Here is a 19,647-nt window from a genome sequence, read left to right on the forward strand (position 1 = left end):
GCGTGCCGGGGAGTAATGAGGGAGATATGAACCTTTTTTGCCGCTTTTCAGGCCGCGCTGACGCGGCCTGAATGCCACAGAAGCCTACTCGAACAGATTACGATGCAGCGTACGTACCACGCTTTCCGCATCGTTGCCCGGCACCAGGAAGCAGAGGTTGTAGCTGCTGGCACCGTAGCAAATCATCCGCAGGTTGAACGGGTCGAGCACACCAAACACCTCTTTGCCGACGCCGCACGCTTTTGACAGCTGGTTGCCGATAATCGCCACCAGCGCCAGATCTTCTTCCACTTCAACCCGGCACAGCGACGAGAGTTCAGTCAGTAAAGCCTGGGTCAGCAGGCTGGCACTGGTTGAGGTCGATCCGGTGGTGTCGAGCGTAAGCGCCACGCTCACTTCGGAGGTGGTGATCAGGTCAACCGAGACGTTATGACGCGCCAGAATATTGAAGAGTTCAGCAAGAAAACCAAACGTATGCAGCATGTTAAGGCTGTGCAGCGTTAACAGCGTCTGCTTACGGCGTAGCGCCAGCGCCCGAAACAGCGGCGGGTTGCGGGTTTCATTGCAGACGCGGGTCCCACCGGCTGCCGGATCCTTGCTGGAACCGACGAATACCGGAATACCCCGGCGTACGGCGGGAAGCAGCGTCGCCGGGTGCAGCACTTTCGCACCGAACGTCGCCATTTCAGCGGCTTCTTCAAAAGTAATTTCATCAATACGCTTCGCCGTCGGCACCACGCGCGGATCGGTGGTGTAGATGCCCGGCACATCCGTCCAGATATCCACACGCGCCGCATTCAGCGCTTCGCCCAGCAGCGCGGCGGTGTAATCACTGCCGCCGCGACCCAGGGTGGTGGTGCGCCCTTCGCTTTCACTGCCGATGAACCCCTGAGTAATGACCAATGCCTGCTCAATGCGCGGCTGTAACTGCGCCGTCGCCTGCTCCGCCAGCACCTGTACATCCGGTACTGCCCGGCCAAAATGATCGTCGGTACGCATTACCTTGCGGACATCGAACCACTCCGCATTAACCTGGCGTTCACGCAGAATTTCCACAAACAGCAGTGATGACATCAGCTCACCGTGGCTGACCAGTTCATCGGTCAGGGCATTCGAGGTGGCCAGTGAGGCGGCTTCGGAAAGCATGCTGATATTGTCGATCATCCGATCGATTTCATCGCGGATCACTTCCGGACGCTGCAGGCGATCAACAATGGCGTACTGGATACGGCGGATATCATCAAGCAGCACAGCGCGCTGGGGAGCCTGCTGGCCTTCAGCCAGCGCAACCAGCAGATTAGTAATGCCCGCCGAAGCAGAGAGCACCACCAGACGCGTGCTGGCGTCCTGCAACACCACATCGGCGCTGCGGTTCATCGCTTCAAAATCGGCTACGCTGGTGCCGCCGAATTTTGCCACTATCAGTGTTTGAGACATGTAGGACCTCGTGTCAGGTTATCTTGTTCTCGCCGATGAAAGGGTCGAGAAACATTCTTTCAGCCAGGCACAAGGAAAGAGCAGAAACGGGCGGACAAGATCGGATAGACGAGTCACCCAGAAGCGCCCCACCTTGCGAAACGTCGACTGCAGACGTTTCTGGTGACAACCCAGAGGATTCAGCCCCTGTAGCCGACAGGCAGCACACCGCGTGCTGACCCACCTCGGCGTCGCTCCCCATCATGTGTTTTCACCGGATACGGTTCCTCCAACACACTGCCTGGGCGACGCGCCTCTTCTGGCTTGCGCACAGGTGCGCAAGTAGGCGCATAGATCTAGCCTTTTCTGGACCTGCTGTCAATGTCAGCGATGCCCGGAGCGCCGCATCAGAAAACAAATGACTCTGCGTCGCAGCGGCTACAGTGCTTAATGGGTTCAGCCCATGCAGCAATCCCTGATACGGCACAACGTTTTGCGCAGACTTTCGCGTCACACTTTACCGCGCGTTGCCTCTGCGGTCCGCTGGCTGTTCGCGCCAGTGAATGCTGGCGATAAACAGCGGCGTTCAGATCGCCTGTCCGGCGCGCGCTGACAAAATTTTTCCTTTCAGTTACAACTGTGGTCATACTGAAACGCTAAACGGGCATGATGTGCCTCCGATGGAATGACGGTTCTTAATATCAACAAGAGTGTTGCCATGAAAAATATCAATCCGACACAAACCGCAGCCTGGAAAGCGCTGCAACAGCATTTTGAGCAGATGAAGTCGGTAGAAATTGCCGATCTGTTCGCCCAGGATGCCGATCGTTTTGCCAAATTCTCTGCCACCTTTGATGATCAGATGCTGGTGGATTTCTCCAAAAACCGCATCACCCAGGAAACCCTCGATAAGTTACAGGCGCTGGCCAAAGAGACCGACCTGAGCGGTGCCATTAAGTCTATGTTCTCGGGTGAGAAGATTAACCGCACCGAAGATCGTGCGGTGCTGCACGTCGCGCTGCGTAACCGGAGTAACACACCGATTCTGGTGGATGGCAAAGATGTGATGCCAGAGGTCAACGCGGTGCTGGATAAGATGAAAGGCTTCTCTGAGCGCATCATCAGCGGCGAATGGAAAGGCTATACCGGTAAAGCGATCACCGACGTGGTGAATATCGGTATCGGCGGCTCTGACCTCGGCCCGTTTATGGTGACTGAAGCGCTGCGCCCGTACAAAAACAATCTGAACATGCATTTTGTCTCTAACGTTGACGGCACCCACATCGCCGAAACGCTGAAAGACCTCAGCCCGGAAACCACCCTGTTCCTGGTGGCATCGAAAACCTTCACCACCCAGGAAACCATGACCAACGCCCACAGCGCGCGCGACTGGTTCCTGAAAACGGCGGGCGACCAGCAGCACGTAGCGAAACACTTTGCTGCGCTGTCGACCAACGCCAAAGCGGTGGGCGAATTTGGTATCGACACTAACAACATGTTTGAATTCTGGGACTGGGTTGGCGGCCGTTATTCTCTGTGGTCAGCGATCGGCCTGTCGATCATTCTCTCGATTGGTTTCGATAACTTCGAGCAGCTGCTGAGCGGCGCACATGCCATGGACCAGCACTTCGCCTCTGCGCCGGCTGAGCAGAACCTGCCGGTACTGCTGGCGCTGATTGGCATCTGGTACAACAATTTCTTTGGTGCTGAAACCGAAGCGATTCTGCCTTACGACCAGTACATGCACCGCTTCGCCGCCTATTTCCAGCAGGGCAATATGGAGTCAAACGGCAAGTATGTGGATCGTGCCGGTCATCCGGTGGACTACCAGACTGGCCCCATCATCTGGGGCGAACCTGGCACCAACGGTCAGCACGCGTTTTATCAGCTGATCCACCAGGGTACCAAGCTGATTCCATGTGACTTTATTGCGCCGGCTATTACCCATAATGCGCTCGCGGATCACCATCCGAAACTGCTCTCTAACTTCTTTGCCCAGACTGAAGCGCTGGCGTTTGGTAAGTCACGCGACGTCGTAGAGAAAGAGTTTACCGATGCCGGTAAATCTGCAGAGTCTGTGGCCCATATCGTGCCGTTCAAGGTGTTTGAAGGTAACCGCCCGACTAACTCCATCCTGCTGCGTGAGATTACCCCTTACAGCCTGGGCGCACTGATTGCCCTGTATGAGCACAAAATCTTCACTCAGGGTGCCATCCTGAATATCTTCACTTTCGATCAGTGGGGTGTGGAATTAGGTAAGCAGCTGGCGAACCGTATTCTGCCGGAACTGGAAAATGAGGACGAAGTTACCACTCACGACAGCTCCACTAATGCCTTAATTAACCGCTATAAATCCTGGCGTTAATCGGCGTTAAATTAATCGGGCGGCCACTTTGCCGCCCTTTTTTTGACTGTTTTTACATCTGAATGGGCTGTTTATATCGTCGGAGAGCACGTGTTGTCAGGGAAAAGTCTTAAAATAACCTAAGATAATTCTGAACATCGATGCACTGAACGGGCCAGCATAAAGTATAAAATGGTCCTGAAGTCGGGCAGTCTCTATTGTTAGCTATTGATTCGTAATCATATTCAGTTTCAGCAATCCTGAGTAAATTCTGATTATTCTTATTCCGTACCAGATATTAATAAAAAAGAACATTCCGCTTTGCAATTGATTCGCCAGCAGCGAAATATCTGGCATCAGCCCGAAATATTCCGATATAAAAAGTAGTTATCCCCAATCCAGCTAATTAAATCACGCGCCCACCCCGCTATTCACCCTGGTTTTTCCGGTGCTGAACTCTGGTATTTTGTTGCCCTATACTGAACGCGCCCGCAATGGGACTGTCCGTCGATTTTGCCGCAGTCTGACTGCGTTGCATCCTCAGCGGACAGAGATCCTTCATTCACTCAATGCAGGAAACGCTGTTATGAAAAAAACTATGGTTGCCGGTGCAGCCTTGATCTTCGTTGCCGTCTCTTCCAGCGCATTTGCTGCGCCGGAAGAAGCTGGTACCGCAGCTGGCGCGCAGGCGGGAGCAATCTCTGCTGGCACGTCGACCGCTGTGGGTATCGGTGCACTTGGCGCGCTGGTCGGGCTCGGCATTGCCGCTTCTGGCGGTGGTGACGGTGCAAATACCGGTACAACAACCACGACCACGACGAGCACCACTCGTTGATGGATGCCCGACCCCCGTCTGATTGCTGATCTGCAGCAAACGGGCAGAGGCTGAACCACTGACTTCGGTGAGTGAGGACGCTGAGCCACGTAACCTGTATTTCTGCAGCCGGAACGGGACGGGCAGAGCACCTTTAAACATAACCACACGCCTGTGTGGTTATTTTTTACTTTGGCATGACTTATCAGGGACACACAGTGCGCCAACTTCCTCTGCTGCTCGCTTGCCTGCTGCTGCAGGCCTGTACACAAACGCAAAAAGGTCTTGAACAGACTCTGCTGCTTGCGGTTAACGGTCCGGACGACGTGACCGTTACCGATCAACAGGTCAACAATCTTCCGTATGCCAGTCTCTATGCTCGCCTGAATGAAGGTCCGCGCATTTTTGTAGTGCTCGGCTACAACGAGAAAGGTCAGCAGAAATGGGTGACACAGGATCAGGCGATGCTGGTGACACAGCATGGCCGCCTGGTTAAAACCCTGGGCTTGCCGGATAACCTGCTGAGCGTCAGCAATCTGCAACAGGATCCGCTCGCTGACAGCCTGCATATCAGCAACGGCGCAGGCTGGACCCGCATCGTGCAGTGGACCGAACAGGGCAAGGTTCGCGGCGCGACTGTGCGTTCAACCTTCCAGCGCGGCACCGACGAAGTCCTGACCGTGGCGGGCAACCGCATTCCGTGCCGCGTCTGGCATGAGCAGGTGAGCATCGACAGCAGTAACCGCGAGTGGGAAAACACCTTCTGGATCGATAACAGCAGCGGCGATGTGGTGCAGGCCCATCAGATGCTGGCGGCAGACGCCTTCCCTGTAGATATCACTATTCTGAAGCCGGCGAAATCATGAAAAAAATCACTTTTTTGCTGGCCGGGCTGAGCCTGTTCAGCGCCGCAGAAGCGCAGGCAACCGCGCAGGTTATCGTTCATGCACCGCACAACGGCGGTCAGGCTGAGCTGAGCCAGGTCGCGGATCTCTCCCAGCTGGTGACTCTGCCTCCACTGCAGGTCAACACTGACTGGCGTGCGACCTTTATTGCCGAGCGCGGCGCCAGCGCAGTGGCACAGCAGCACTATCAACAGACGCTGGGCGCGTTACGTGCCTGGCGTGCCGACAGCAGCGGCGATCGGGCGGCGGCCATTGATGAAGTGATCCGCCAGCTGAGCGCCATCAAAGTAGCAGGTCGCCAGTTCACGTCGCTCGACCCGGACTGGATCCGTCTGCATCCGGCTGACAACCGTCGGCTGGAAGGCAGCTATGACCTCTATCTGCAGGCCCCCTCAGATTCTGTACTGCTGCTCGGCGCGCTGAGCGGCGCAGGCAAAGTGAGCTGGCAGCCGGGTAAATCAGTACGCGACTATCTGGATGGTCATGACGCACTCTCCGGGGCAGAACGCAATTTTGTCACCGTGATTGCACCTTCAGGCGCCACACAGCAGGTGCCGGTTGCCTACTGGAATCATCGCCACGCGGAAGTGGAGCCAGGCAGCATTATCTGGCTCGGCTTTTCGTCATGGAGCCTGCCAGGCAGCTATGAAGACCTTAATGAACGCATCCTTTCCGTACTGACTCACCGGATACCAGACTGATGAAAAAACGTTATCTCTTCAGCCTGTTGGCTGTTTCCGTGGCGGCAGCCTGTCAGGCGCAGGCTGACACCTGGCCCGAGCCGGTGGGCCCTTCACAATCCGATTTCGGCGGCGTGGGTCTGATGCAGGTGCCGACGGCGCGCATGGCCAAAGAGGGCGAGTTCAGCCTCAACGCGCGCGACAACGATCAGTACCGATACTACTCCGCGTCACTGCAGCTCTTTCCCTGGCTGGAGACCACTGTGCGGTATACCGACGTGCGCACCCGTCAGTACAGTGCGGTCTCAGAATTCAGCGGCACGCAGAGCTATAAAGATAAAGCCTTCGACCTGAAACTCCGTCTGTGGCAGGAGGGCTTCTGGCTGCCGGAAGTGGCGGTGGGAACCCGCGATCTGGGCGGTACCGGTCTGTTCGACAGCGAATACCTGGTGGCGACCAAAGCATGGGGACCGTTCGACTTTACCCTGGGGCTTGGCTGGGGCTATCTCGGCAACAGCGGCACCGTGAAGAACCCCTTCTGCTCATACAGCGACAGCTATTGCCAGCGTCCGCAGGTGGGCGAAGCGGGTTCAATCAACGGCTCGCAGATGTTCCACGGTCCGACGGCGCTGTTTGGCGGCGTGGAGTATCAGACGCCCTGGCAGCCGCTGCGCCTTAAAATGGAGTATGAGGGCAACGACTACCAGAATGACTTTGCTGGCCGCCTTGAGCAGCGCAGCAAGCTCAACGTCGGCGCGATTTATCGCGTGACCGACTGGGCTGACATCAACGCCAGCTACGAACGCGGTAACACCTTTATGTTTGGTGTCACCATTCGCACCAACTTCAACGATCTGCGTCAGGCGCACATCGACAGCGAGAAGCCTTCCTACAATCCGCAGCCGCAACCTAAGTTGCTGGAGCCGACGGTGGTGGGCACTCAGCTGACCGATCTGAAATACAATGCCGGTCTCGATGGTCCGCGTATTCAGACTCAGGGTCACACGATCTATGTGTCAGGCGAGCAGACGAAGTATCGCGATACCCGTGAAGGGGTGGATCGTGCGAACCGCATCATCATGAACCACCTGCCTGACGGCATCGACACCATCAATGTCACCGAGTCGCGCTTTAACATGCCACAGGTGACGACTGAGACACAGGTCGCCAGCCTGCGTAACAATCTGGAAGGCTATCCGCTGGGCCATGAGCAGCCACTGCAACAGACCCGCAAAGAACCGGTCGATCCGGGTACCACTGAGCAGGGGATGTTTATTCGTCAGGATCGCCTGAACTACAGCCTCTCACCCGTGCTGAATCAGTCGGTGGGCGGCCCGGAAAGCTTCTATATGTATCAGGTCGGCGTAATGGCTAACGCTGATTACTGGCTGACGGATCACCTGCTGGTGGGCGGTAGTCTGTTTGGTAACCTCGCCAACAACTACGACAAGTTCAACTACAACGGCGCACCGGCGGACTCTTCGCTGCCGCGCGTGCGTACCCATATCCGCGACTACGTTGAGAACAACGTCTACGTTAACGATCTGCAGGCGAACTATATGGGCCACCTCGGTAACGGCTTCTATGGTCAGGTTTACGGCGGGTACCTGGAGACGATGTATGGCGGCGTGGGTGGCGAGCTGCTCTATCGTCCGGTCGATGCGAACTGGGCGGTGGGCGTCGATGCCAACTATGTCCGTCAGCGTGACTGGGACAACATGATGCAGTTCAATCGCTACAAAGCCTCAACCGGCAACCTGACGGGTTACTGGCGTCCATGGTTCATGCAGGATGTATTGGTGAAAACCAGCGTCGGTCAGTATCTGGCGAAAGATAAAGGTGTGACGGTCGATGTGTCGAAGCGCTTCGACAGCGGCGTGATGGTGGGTGTCTATGCCACCAAAACCAACGTCTCGTCTGAAGAGTATGGCGAAGGCGACTTCACCAAAGGCTTCTATATCTCCATCCCAATGGATCTGTTCACTGTGACGCCAACGCGCGGTCGCGCGCAGGTGAACTGGGTGCCGCTGACGCGTGATGGCGGTCAGATGCTGGGTCGCAAGTACCAGCTGTATGATCTGACGTCCGATCGCGACGCGCGCTTTAACTAAGCAGATGGCGGCCTCAGGGCCGTTTCATGCGGTTAACAGAAAGCAGGCTCAGGGAGCATACACCTGAAGCAAAGCATAGCAATGAGATCGCGCCTGCTCAGGGAACCCGGTCAGATCGGAAAGGCGCTAATGCCATTCCTGGCCGCTCGGCCCGCGCCGTCCCTGGCGCGGGACGCTTTCCTCCTCTGACCGGGTTCCCTGCGCGTTGAGTTTCTTCATTATTGCTGCCAGATTTAACCGGAGCTGGATTTGTCAGCAGTCTGAAGCGGCCCTCAGGCCGCTTTTTTATTTAGTCCGCGTCGTAGCCGAGATTCGGCGCCAGCCAGCGCTCCACTTCCATGACCGACATCCCTTTGCGTACCGCATAATCTTCCACCTGGTCACGCTGGATCTGCGCCACGGCGAAATAGCGGCTGTCAGGATGGCTGAAGTACCAGCCAGAGACTGACGCGCCCGGCCACATGGCAAAGGATTCGGTGAGCTTCATGCCGGTCTGTTCTTCCACCGCCAGCAGACGCCAGATGGCGGCTTTCTCAGTGTGCTCCGGGCAGGCCGGATAGCCTGGCGCCGGACGTATCCCCTGATAATTTTCCCGAATCAGCTCTTCATTGCTGAGATTTTCGTTGGGCGCGAAGCCCCAGATCACCTTACGTACCCGCTCGTGCAGGTATTCGGCAAAGGCTTCCGCCAGACGGTCAGCCAGCGCTTTCACCATGATCTTGTTGTAGTCGTCATGCTGACGATCGTACGCCTCCGCCAGCGCATCCTCTTCCAGCCCGCCGGTCACCGCAAAGGCCCCGAGATAATCCGCTTTGCCGCTCGATTTCGGGGCCACAAAATCTGCCAGACAGTAGTTGGCGAAGTCGATTTTTTCAGTCTGCTGGCGTAAGTGATGACTCACACACAAAATCTCATCACGCCGCTCATCACTGTAGAGATGAATATCATCGCCGACACGGTTAGCCGGAAAAATACCGACCACGCCACGTGGCTTCAGCAGCGACTGCTGGCTTAATCTGTCGAGCATCGCATTGGCATCGGCAAACAGACGCTGCGCCTCTTCACCCACCACCTCATCCTCCATGATGCGGGGATATTTGCCCGCCAGCGACCAGGTCATAAAGAATGGCGTCCAGTCGATGTAGTTGCGCAGCGTTTCAATGCTGGCCTCCACCTGACTGACCCCGGGACGATGCGGCACGGGTGGCGTGTAACTCTCCCAGTCAATTGAGGTGGCGTTATCGCGCGCCGCCTGCAGCGAGACCGGCGGTGTGCGCGGCTTTTTGCGTGCATGCTGAATGCGCACGGTCTCGTACTCTTTGCGGGTTCGGGCGACGAAATCCTCTTTTAACGTGGCGGAAAGCAGCGACGACACCACGCCAACGGTACGTGAAGCGTTCTGCACGTAGACCGTCGGGCCACTGTAATGCTGCTCAATTTTGACAGCGGTATGCGCCTTCGAGGTGGTCGCGCCGCCAATCAGCAGTGGTAAGGTAAAGCCCTGACGCTCCATCTCTTTCGCCATGTTGACCATCTCATCCAGCGACGGCGTAATCAGGCCTGATAAGCCGATGATGTCCGCATTCACTTCGCGCGCCGTTTTGAGAATTTTTTCGCCCGGCACCATCACGCCAAGGTCAATGATTTCGTAGTTATTACACTGCAGCACCACGCCGACAATATTTTTGCCGATGTCGTGCACGTCGCCTTTGACCGTGGCCAGCACGATTTTACCGTTGCTGCGCCCCGCCTCTTTGCTGGCTTCGATAAAGGGTTCCAGATACGCCACCGCCTGCTTCATCACGCGCGCCGATTTCACCACCTGCGGCAGGAACATTTTGCCCTCACCGAACAGGTCACCGACGACGTTCATGCCAGACATCAGCGGGCCTTCAATCACCTCTATCGGCCGTGGTACCTGCTGGCGCGCCTCTTCGGTATCCTGCTCGATAAACTCGGTGATCCCCTTGACCAGCGAATACTCCAGCCGTTTCACCACGTCCCAGCTGCGCCATTCCGCTAGCTGTTTTTCCTGCGAGCCATCGCTTTTGCCGCCACGGTATTTCTCCGCCAGCGCCAGCAGCCGCTCGGTGCCATCATCCCGCCGGTTAAGAATCACATCCTCTACCGCCTCGCGCAGTTCTGCCGGCAAATCATCATAAATCGCCAGCTGGCCTGCGTTGACGATGCCCATATCCATGCCTTTACGGATGGCGTAATAGAGAAAGACGGCATGTATCGCTTCACGCACCGGATCGTTGCCACGGAATGAAAACGATACGTTGGAGACGCCGCCGGAGATCATCGCATGGGGCAGCTCGCGCTTGATATCTTCGCAGGCACCAATGAAATCCATGGCGTAGTTGTTGTGTTCGTCGATGCCGGTGGCGACCGCAAAGATGTTGGGGTCGAAGATAATATCTTCCGGCGGGAAACCGACCTGTTCGGTGAGGATCCGGTAAGCACGGCGGCAGATCTCAATTTTACGGGCGCGGGTATCCGCCTGACCCACTTCGTCAAACGCCATGACCACCATCGCCGCGCCGTAACGCCGGACCTGACGCGCATGATGAATAAAGGCCGCTTCACCCTCTTTCATCGAAATTGAGTTCACGATCCCTTTGCCCTGAATGCACTGCAACCCTTTCTCAATCACCTCCCATTTTGAGGAGTCGATCATGATCGGCACGCGGGCAATATCGGGTTCGCCAGCAATCAGATTCAGAAAGCGTACCATCGCCGCCTCGGCGTCGAGCATGCCTTCATCCATGTTGATATCGATGATCTGCGCGCCGCTCTGCACCTGCTGCAGCGCCACTTCCAGCGCTTCGTTATACTTCTCTTCTTTGATCAGCCGTTTAAATTTTGCCGAGCCGGTGACGTTGGTGCGCTCACCGACGTTAACAAACAGTGACTCTGCGGTGATGTTAAGCGGCTCCAGACCGGAGAGACGGCAGGCCACCGGGATCGTCGGCAACTGACGCGGTGCAACGCCTTCAACCGCCGCCACCATGGCAGCGATATGTTGCGGTGTGGTGCCACAGCAGCCGCCGATAATGTTCAGGAATCCGGCGGTGGCCCATTCACCAATCTGCTGCGCCATCAGTTCCGCATCCAGATCGTATTCGCCAAAGGCATTGGGCAGACCGGCGTTGGGATGGGCGGTCACGTAGCCTTCAGCGATGCGCGACAGTTCCGCCACATACTGACGAAGTTCGTCGGGTCCCAGTGCGCAGTTCAGGCCAAAAGAGAGCGGTTCGGCGTGACGCAGCGAGTTGTAAAAAGCTTCGGTGGTCTGGCCGGAGAGCGTTCGGCCGGAGGCGTCGGTGATAGTGCCGGAGATCATCAGCGGCAGCGCCACGCCAAGCGCTTCCATCTCGGTCTGCACCGCATAGATAGCCGCCTTGGCATTCAGCGTATCGAACACCGTTTCAATCATGATGATGTCGGAACCGCCCTCCACCAGCGCGCGGGTCGATTCGCGGTACGCCTCCACCAGCTGATTAAAAGTGACGTTACGGTAGGCAGGATCGTTGACGTCGGGTGAGATCGAGCAGGTGCGGTTGGTCGGGCCGAGCACACCCGCGACATAACGCGGACGATCCGGCGTTTTCGCCGTCCACACATCGGCGCAGGCTCGCGCCAGGCGGGCCGCTTCAAAATTGATCTCCGCCGATAAACGTTCCATCTGGTAATCCGACATCGCAATCGACGTGGCGTTAAAGGTGTTGGTTTCGAGGATATCCGCACCCGCCGCCAGATAGGCGTCGTGGATCTCGCGGATCACTGCCGGTTTACTCAGCACCAGCAGATCGTTGTTGCCTTTGAGATCGCAGGGCCAGTCAGCAAAACGGCTGCCGCGATAATCCTCTTCTTCCAGCTTATAGCTCTGGATCATGGTGCCCATACCACCATCCAGCACCATAATGCGTTGTGCGAGCTGCTGTTTTAACGCGTCGATTTTATTGCTCACTGTTGCCCCATTCACGTCAGTCTGCTGGCGGAAAAGCCCGTTTTTCATTCTGGCACAAGCTGGTCAGGCGACAAAGTAACCTCGAATGAGAGATTTTCAGGTCACGGCTGTACAGGTCTGACCAGAAAACCAGCGTTTGCAATGCGCGTGATTAAAACGAAAATGATTTCCACAATGTAAAAGGAGAAACAATGATGGCAACGCCGGTTCCTGTTAAGCGCGGCAAGAAACCCCGTGGCACCCCTGTCGCCGCACCCGCGGGCGGTCAGGTGCAATCGCTGACCCGTGGCCTGACGCTGCTGGAGCTGATTGCTGACTCACATGGCAGCGTAGCGCTGACCGAGCTGGCTCAGCAGGCGGGTTTGCCTAACTCCACCACGCATCGCCTGCTCAGCACCATGCAGCAGCAGGGTTTTGTCCGGCAGGTGGGCGATCTCGGGCTGTGGACGATCGGCGCACACGCCTTCGTGGTCGGCAGCAGTTTCCTGCAGAGCCGTAACCTGCTGGCGCTGGTACACCCGGTGCTGCGTAGCCTGATGGAGCAGTCCGGTGAAACGGTGAATCTGGCGGTGCTGGATCTCAGCGATCACCAGGCGGTGATCATTGATCAGGTGCAGTGTACCCAGCTGATGCGAATGTCCGCGCCGATTGGCGGCAAGCTGCCGATGCATGCGTCTGGCGCAGGCAAAGCGTTTCTGGCCCATCTGGGCGATGAACAGGTCACCGCCCTGCTGCATCAGAAAGGATTACATTACTACACGCCGAAAACCCTGATGTCGCCGCAGAGTCTGAAAGAGAATCTGGCGCTGGTGCGCAAAACGGGCTTCTCGTTTGATGATGAAGAGCATGCGCTTGGACTACGCTGTGTCGCCGCGCCAATCTATGACGAACATGGCGAGGCGTTTGCCGCGCTCTCCATCTCCGGCCCCATCGCCCGCATGACAGACGATCGGATTACTGAATTAGGTGCACTGGTCATCCGCGAAGCGCGCCAGGTTACGCTGGCGTACAGCGGTCGTTAACTTTATCTGCGCCGTAGCAGACGCTGAAACGCTGCGTCTGCCGCCAGGCGATCACCTCTTCCACATGGCCCTGGGCGATGCGCTGCTGCTGCGCGCGCCACCAGCGGGCGTCGAATATCTCCGGATGCAGTTGCAGCAGCAATGCGCCGGTAGCGGCTTCACTGCATAACGCATAGCGAAAGGTTTCCGGGAAGACATCGTCCGGCCCGACGCTGTACCAGGGCTCGGCGCTGAGTTCATCCTCCTCATAGCGCGCCGCGGGCACCTCCCGGAAGTGCAGCTCCTGCATCGGGCGGATCTCATCGTAATCGTAAAAAATCACCCGGCCATGGCGGGTGATGCCGAAGTTTTTAAACAGCATGTCTCCGGGAAAGATATTGGCCGCCGCCAGCTGTCGGATGGCATTGCCATACTCTTCAATCGCGTGACGTCGCTCTGCGGCATTCGCCTGGGCCAGGTAGAGATTGAGCGGCTGCATACGGCGCTCCAGCCACAGGTGACGAATAATCAGGCGATCGCCTTCGATATGCAGCTTCTCAGCCACGCAGGCGTGGAGTTCTGCCAGCAGCGCCGGTGAGATGCGCGACAGCGGCAGCGCAAACTGCTCGAACTCCTGCGTATCCGCCATACGTCCCACGCGATCGTGCTCTTTAACCTGCTGATAACAGGCGCGGACCTGCGCTTCCGTCACCTCTTTTTGCGGCGCGAAGCGATCCCTGATGACCTTGAACACCCAGTCAAAGCCCGGCAGTGTGAAAACCAGCATCACCATGCCGCGCACGCCGGGTGCGATCTCAAAGGCCGTCTCATTCTCTGCCAGCGCCTGAAGATACTCGCGATAGCTCTCGGTTTTACCGTGCTTCTGGCAGCCAATCGCCATATAGCGCTCCGCCAGGGTTTTGCCAGGCAGAATCGGTTGCAGCCAGGCGACCAGCGTCGCAGGCACCGGCGCATAAACCATGAAATAGGCGCGGGCAAAACCAAACACAATGCTGGCGTCATTCACATCGGTCAGACAGGTGTCGATCCACAGTTCGCCCGTTTCACTGCGCTGGATCGGCAGCAGACAGGGCAAAATGCCTTCCGGCAGATGCAGGCGCGCCACCAGCCAGGCGGTTTTGTTACGATAGAAGAGTTCACTGTTAACCTCGAGCCAGCCCTGGTCCAGCCGGGGAAAATGCGACTGCAGGTGGCGGAGAATCCAGCCGACGTCGCGAGCGCGGTGCTGCCACGGCAACGTCAGCGGTAAATCGCTCAACACCTGATCCACCAGTGCCAGCCAGCCCCGCTCCGGCTGATAACGGCGTGATAACGGGCGCAAAGGTGTGACCGGCGCGGTCAGGGATTGAGAGCTAAAGATAAACAGCCGGTCCGGCTGCAGATCGGCATGTCCATGTAACCGGCAGTAGACGGAATTAAAGAAGCTTTCGGCAATTTCATGCCGTGGATAGCCGGGCAGCAGGCTTTGATAGTGGTCCTTAACACGCAGCCAGAACATCTCATCCCAGCTGGCGGCACCGTTCAGCACCCGCAATTGATCGGCAACCAGGCTGACGTGATGATCATAGAGATGGATGCGGGCCTTCATGGCATGCTGCACCGCCTGCCATTCCGCCTGCTCAAACCGCTGCTGCGCGCCAGCAGTGATGTCGAGAAAGCGACCATACTGTGCATCAAAACCCTGCAGGATAGTGTGGGCGATCAATGATTCGCGTGGCGGCATAATCAGCTCCGGTAAACGCCCGCCCGCGGTTTGCGGACGGGGGAATCAGCAGAGGAAAAGAGTCAGAACTGATGCTCTTCGGTCGAACCGGTGAGCGCGGTGACCGACGACTTACCGCCCTGAATGATATTAGTCACCTGATCAAAATAGCCGGTGCCCACCTCCTGCTGATGCGATGAGAAGCTGTAACCGCGATCGCGGGCAGCGAACTCAGGCTGCTGAACCTTTTCAACATAGTGACGCATCCCTTCGCCCTGGGCGTAGGCGTGGGCCAGATCGAACATGTTGAACCACATGCTGTGGATGCCCGCCAGCGTGATGAACTGGAAGCGATAGCCCATATCGCTGAGCGCCTGCTGAAACTTCGCGATGGTGCGGTCGTCGAGGTTCTTCTTCCAGTTGAACGACGGTGAACAGTTGTAGGCCAGCAGCTTGCCGGGGAAACGCGCATGAATGGCGTCGGCAAAGCGCTGCGCCATCGCCAGATCCGGCGTTGAGGTTTCACACCACAGGATGTCAGCATAAGGTGCATAGGCCAGCCCGCGACTGATCGCCTGTTCAATGCCGGCGTGGGTGCGGAAGAAGCCTTCTGCCGTCCGGTCGCCCTGGATAAAGGGACGATCGTATTCATCGCAGTCTGAGGTAATCAGGTCAGCGGCGTCGGCATCAGTTCGTGCCAGCAGCACGGTTGGCACGCCCATCACATCGGCAGCCAGCCGTGCCGCTACCAGTTTCTGAATGGCTTCCTGAGTCGGTACCAGAACTTTGCCGCCCATGTGACCGCATTTTTTTACCGCCGCCAGCTGATCTTCGAAGTGGACCGCCGCCGCGCCAGCCTGAATCATCGCCTTCATCAGCTCATACGCATTCAGCACGCCGCCAAAACCAGCTTCAGCATCGGCCACAATTGGCAGGAAGAAATCGGTGTGCCGGCTGTCCCCCGCTTCAATGCCGCTGGACCACTGAATCTGATCGGCGCGCTGAAAGGTCTGATTAATGCGCGTCACCACTTCCGGCACCGAGTTCACCGGGTAGAGGGACTGATCGGGATACATCTGCCCCGCCACGTTGGCATCCGCCGCTACCTGCCAGCCAGAAAGGTAGATCGCTTCGATGCCCGCTTTGGCCTGCTGCAGTGCCTGCCCGCCGCTCAGCGCACCCAGGCTATTGATATACCCTTTCTTCGCCTCGCCATTCAGCAACGCCCATAATTTTTCCGCACCGCGCTCTGCCAGCGTACAGGCGGGCAAGACCGAGCCGCGCAGATTGACGACCTCTGCTGCGCTGTAAGGGCGGGTAATGCCCTGCCAGCGTGCGGTCTGCCAGAGTTGTTCCAGTTGATCGATCTGTTGAGTACGTGTCATGGCAATAACTCCTCTGTTCAGGGGATCAGGCGATAGCCTGGCAGGGTAAGAAAGGAAACCAGCTCGCGCTCGGTGGTGATCTGAGCCATCAGCTGCGCCGCGTCGTCATAGCGACCGGCGCTGAAGTGGGCTTCGCCCAGCGCGTTTTGCAGCAGATGCAGCTCTTCGTTAAGCCAGCGCAGAAACAGTTCAGCTGTGACCTGCTGGCCGTTGTTCAGCATTTGCTGATGACGAATCCATTGCCAGATTGAGGTGCGTGCGATCTCAGCGGTGGCGGCATCCTCCATCAGTCCGTCAATCGGGACACAGCCGTTACCGCTGATCCACGCCTCAAGGTATTGCAGCGCAACACGGATGTTGGCGCGCATACCGGCTTCGGTGCGCTCACCCTGACAGGGCGCCAGCAGCTGCTCCGCAGTGATCGGCGCATCCTCTTCCCGCATGACCTGCAGCTGGTTTGGCCGGTCGCCCAGCGCGACGTTGAAGACCGCCATCGCGGTCTCTGCCAGACCAGGATGAGCAATCCAGGTGCCGTCATGCCCGTTACCTGCCTCCCGCTGCTTATCTTCCGTCACGCGCTGCAGTACCCAGGCATTGCGCGTGGGATCTTTAGCGGGGATCAGCGCTGACATCCCGCCCATCGCAAAAGCCCCCCGCCGATGACAGGTTTTAATCAGCAGTCGCGAATAAGCGTCCAGGAACGGCTGAGACATGGTGACGGACTGGCGATCCGGCAGCACGCGATCCGCATGCTGTTTAAGGGTTTTGATATAGCTGAAGATGTAATCCCAGCGGCCACAGTTGAGGCCAACAATGTGATCGCGCAGATTCCACAGGATCTCATCCATCTGAAACACGGCGGGTAAGGTTTCGATCAGGACAGTGGCTTTGATCGTGCCACGCGGCAGATCGAACTGATCCTCGCTGAAACTGAAGATCTCACGCCACCAGGCGATCTCCTGCCAGCTCTCGGTTTTCGGCAGATAGAAATAAGGCCCGCTGCCTTTGGCCAGTAATGGCCGGACGTTGTGGAAGAAATAGAGCGCGAAATCAAACAGCCCGCCCGGAATTGCCTTTCCCTGCCAGCTGACATGTTTTTCTGACAGATGCAGACCGCGCACCCGGCACATCAGCACCGCAGGGGTAGCGCCGAGCTGATAAATTTTGCCCTTGTCGCTGGTATAACTCAGGGTGCCCTGTACTGCTTCGCGCAGTGTCAGCTGCCCTTCAATCAACGTTGACCACTCCGGAGACAGAGAATCCTCAAAGTCGGCCATAAAGACTTTAACGTTCGAGTTCAGGGCGTTAATCACCATTTTCCGATCGGGTGGGCCGGTGATCTCGACCCGACGATCTTCTAAATCTGCCGGAATAGATTGAATACGCCATTCACTGGCCCTTATGGAAGCCGTTTCCATATCGAAGTCTGGCAGATAGCCCTGGTCATATTGCTGCTGACGCTGCTGGCGAGCCGATAACAGCACTTCGCGTTGCGGTGCAAAGCGTGCGACCAGAGACTCTAAAAAAGAAACAGCCTCGGGCGTTAACAGCTGCTGTTCTGCATGGCTAAAGGGCTGGCTGAAAATCAGGGTATGGCTGATCACTGAGTCTGTCATGCTGGCGTTCTCCTGTATTCAAAGGATCGAAAGCAGCGGATCCACACGGTGTTTATTTTATGAGCTACAGGATCAGAGCATAAGCATTTATTTTTTTAAATCAAAAACTATTTCCATTTTTAAATATAAATTAACCTATCCTTATGTTTTATCTGCAATAAAACTTTAATCCATTAAAGGAATTGCTTTCATTTAACGTTTTAAAGGCGAAAAAAAACCGTGTTGCTATCGGCTAACACGGTTCAGTTGATCTTCAGACAGGACTATTCCAGCGTTGGGTTCATGTGACGCAGATCGAACGGCGTGATCTGGTAAACGTAGTAGTTGAGCCAGTTCGAGAACAGCAGATTGCCGTGGCTGCGCCAGGTGGCGCGGGGTGGCAATACCGGATTATCCTGCGGGAAATAGTTATAAGGGACTTCCGGATTCACCCCCGCTTCATAATCGCGATGGTACTCACCAGACAACGTCAGGGCATCATATTCCGGGTGACCGGTAACAAACACCAGACGTTTGTCTTTACTCGCCATCAGATAGGCACCGGTTTGTTCCGATTCAGCAAACAGCTCAAGATCGGTGTAATCCGTTATCAAATGAGTGGGAAAATCAGCATAGCGTGAGTGCGGTGCGAGGAAATTATCATCAAAACCGCGGGTCAGTAACGCATGGGGATGCAGTATCTGATGCTCATAGACGCCAGACAGTTTGTTATGCCGGGTTTGCTTGGGAATGCCATACAGAATGTTAAGCGCGGCCTGAACCGCCCAACAGACAAACAGGGTTGAGGTGACATGCTCATTTGCCCAGTGCAGAACGCGCTGAATCTGTGGCCAGTAAGCGACATCATTAAAATCAACCAGCCCGAGTGGTGCACCTGTCACGATTAAGCCATCGTAGTTATCATGCTGGATATCTTCAAAATTGCAGTAGAAGTTGTTGAGGTGCTCAGTGGGCGTATTGCGTGACTCGCGGCTGTCGATGCGCAGCAGCTGAATATCGATCTGTAAGGGCGAGTTGGAAAGCAGACGCAGAAACTGATTCTCCGTTTCGATCTTTTTCGGCATCAGATTCAGTATGAGCACTTTAAGCGGGCGGATCTCCTGAACACTGGCGCGCGACGATGTCATCACAAAGACATTTTCGTCACGCAAAAAATTCACTGCCGGTAATTCGTCGGGAACCCTGATTGGCATAACCTGCTCACCTCTTACAACCATATAAACGTTTAGACATCTGGATGCCCAACATTAGCCTGATCGTTGTAAGATGTCGAGGTTTGATGCAGAAAATGAAAATGTTTCAGCTTAACGTGGCAAAGTGCAGACGTAAAAAAGCCCCGCATTTTCGTGCGGGGCTTCTTCACTTATTTGATGCCTGGCAGTTCCCTACTCTCGCATGGGGAGACCCCACACTACCATCGGCGCTACGGCGTTTCACTTCTGAGTTCGGCATGGGGTCAGGTGGGACCACCGCGCTAAAGCCGCCAGGCAAATTCTGTCTCCGCGCCGCCCGTAAGGCCGCGCAGATATATCCGGTAACAGGCTGAAAATCGTGTCTCTCAAAAACGCCTCTGGCGTTGTAAGGTTAAGCCTCACGGGTCATTAGTACCGGTTAGCTCAACGCATCGCTGCGCTTACACACCCGGCCTATCAACGTCGTAGTCTTCAACGTCCCTTCAG

12 protein-coding genes, 2 rRNA genes and 1 riboswitch are annotated in these 19,647 nt (G+C 56.5%); of the genes, 6 read left to right on the plus strand and 8 right to left on the minus strand.

Annotation, left to right across the window (positions count from 1 at the left end):
- Positions 1–84: 84 nt before the first annotated feature.
- Complete coding sequence (lysC, locus tag LC417_RS11065) at positions 85–1,437, minus strand: lysine-sensitive aspartokinase 3 (protein WP_022625207.1); 1,353 nt, start codon at positions 1,435–1,437, stop codon at positions 85–87.
- A 113-nt stretch (positions 1,438–1,550) separates the two neighbouring features.
- Positions 1,551–1,743: riboswitch (Lysine riboswitch) on the minus strand.
- 391 nt (positions 1,744–2,134) lie between these two features.
- Here lysC and pgi point away from each other — a divergent pair.
- The 5 genes from pgi to LC417_RS11090 all read left to right on the plus strand — a co-directional run bounded on the left by pgi (position 2,135) and on the right by LC417_RS11090 (position 8,270).
- Positions 2,135–3,781, plus strand: coding sequence for a glucose-6-phosphate isomerase (gene pgi / locus LC417_RS11070; protein ID WP_223565832.1), 1,647 nt, complete (start codon positions 2,135–2,137; stop codon positions 3,779–3,781).
- Positions 3,782–4,346: 565 nt separating this feature from the next.
- The gene (gene yjbE / locus LC417_RS11075; RefSeq protein WP_010252668.1) at positions 4,347–4,595 is read left to right on the plus strand and encodes an exopolysaccharide production protein YjbE; all 249 of its coding nucleotides are present in this window, start codon (positions 4,347–4,349) and stop codon (positions 4,593–4,595) included.
- Positions 4,596–4,792: 197 nt separating this feature from the next.
- Positions 4,793–5,440, plus strand: a complete 648-nt coding sequence (locus LC417_RS11080; protein WP_010672200.1) for a YjbF family lipoprotein — start codon at positions 4,793–4,795, stop codon at positions 5,438–5,440.
- Positions 5,437–6,180, plus strand: coding sequence for a capsule biosynthesis GfcC family protein (locus tag LC417_RS11085; RefSeq protein ID WP_010252675.1), 744 nt, complete (start codon positions 5,437–5,439; stop codon positions 6,178–6,180). Before LC417_RS11080 ends, LC417_RS11085 begins: the two co-directional genes overlap by 4 nt.
- The gene (locus LC417_RS11090) at positions 6,180–8,270 is read left to right on the plus strand and encodes a YjbH domain-containing protein (protein WP_062759330.1); all 2,091 of its coding nucleotides are present in this window, start codon (positions 6,180–6,182) and stop codon (positions 8,268–8,270) included. The genes LC417_RS11085 and LC417_RS11090 overlap by 1 nt, the downstream gene beginning before the upstream one ends.
- 289 nt (positions 8,271–8,559) lie before the next feature.
- Here LC417_RS11090 and metH read toward each other — a convergent pair whose 3' ends face one another.
- The gene (gene metH / locus LC417_RS11095; RefSeq protein ID WP_223565837.1) at positions 8,560–12,243 is read right to left on the minus strand and encodes a methionine synthase; all 3,684 of its coding nucleotides are present in this window, start codon (positions 12,241–12,243) and stop codon (positions 8,560–8,562) included.
- 194 nt (positions 12,244–12,437) lie between these two features.
- On the opposite strand from metH, the gene iclR reads away from it, so the two are divergent.
- Positions 12,438–13,265, plus strand: coding sequence for a glyoxylate bypass operon transcriptional repressor IclR (gene iclR, locus LC417_RS11100; protein ID WP_223565838.1), 828 nt, complete (start codon positions 12,438–12,440; stop codon positions 13,263–13,265).
- Here the strand turns inward: iclR and aceK are convergent.
- The 6 genes from aceK to LC417_RS11130 all read right to left on the minus strand — a co-directional run.
- Complete coding sequence (aceK, locus tag LC417_RS11105; RefSeq protein ID WP_033787556.1) at positions 13,240–14,988, minus strand: bifunctional isocitrate dehydrogenase kinase/phosphatase; 1,749 nt, start codon at positions 14,986–14,988, stop codon at positions 13,240–13,242. The genes iclR and aceK overlap by 26 nt on opposite strands.
- Positions 14,989–15,050: 62 nt before the next feature.
- Positions 15,051–16,352 carry an isocitrate lyase gene (gene aceA, locus LC417_RS11110; RefSeq protein ID WP_010672196.1) on the minus strand — a complete coding sequence of 434 codons (1,302 nt, stop codon included), beginning with the start codon at positions 16,350–16,352 and terminating at the stop codon, positions 15,051–15,053.
- Positions 16,353–16,369: 17 nt separating this feature from the next.
- A complete protein-coding gene (gene aceB / locus LC417_RS11115) occupies positions 16,370–17,968 on the minus strand; it encodes a malate synthase A (RefSeq protein ID WP_223565833.1) in 1,599 nt (532 codons plus the stop codon).
- A gap of 263 nt (positions 17,969–18,231) precedes the next feature.
- Positions 18,232–19,161, minus strand: coding sequence for a homoserine O-succinyltransferase (metA, locus tag LC417_RS11120; protein ID WP_010252696.1), 930 nt, complete (start codon positions 19,159–19,161; stop codon positions 18,232–18,234).
- A gap of 179 nt (positions 19,162–19,340) precedes the next feature.
- Positions 19,341–19,456: ribosomal RNA gene (gene rrf, locus LC417_RS11125) — 5S ribosomal RNA — on the minus strand.
- A gap of 92 nt (positions 19,457–19,548) precedes the next feature.
- Positions 19,549–19,647, minus strand: a 23S ribosomal RNA gene (locus tag LC417_RS11130); the annotation flags it as partial.

The organism is Pantoea sp. OVA07A, from assembly GCF_019969975.1.
Taxonomy (GTDB): domain Bacteria; phylum Pseudomonadota; class Gammaproteobacteria; order Enterobacterales; family Enterobacteriaceae; genus Pantoea; species Pantoea agglomerans.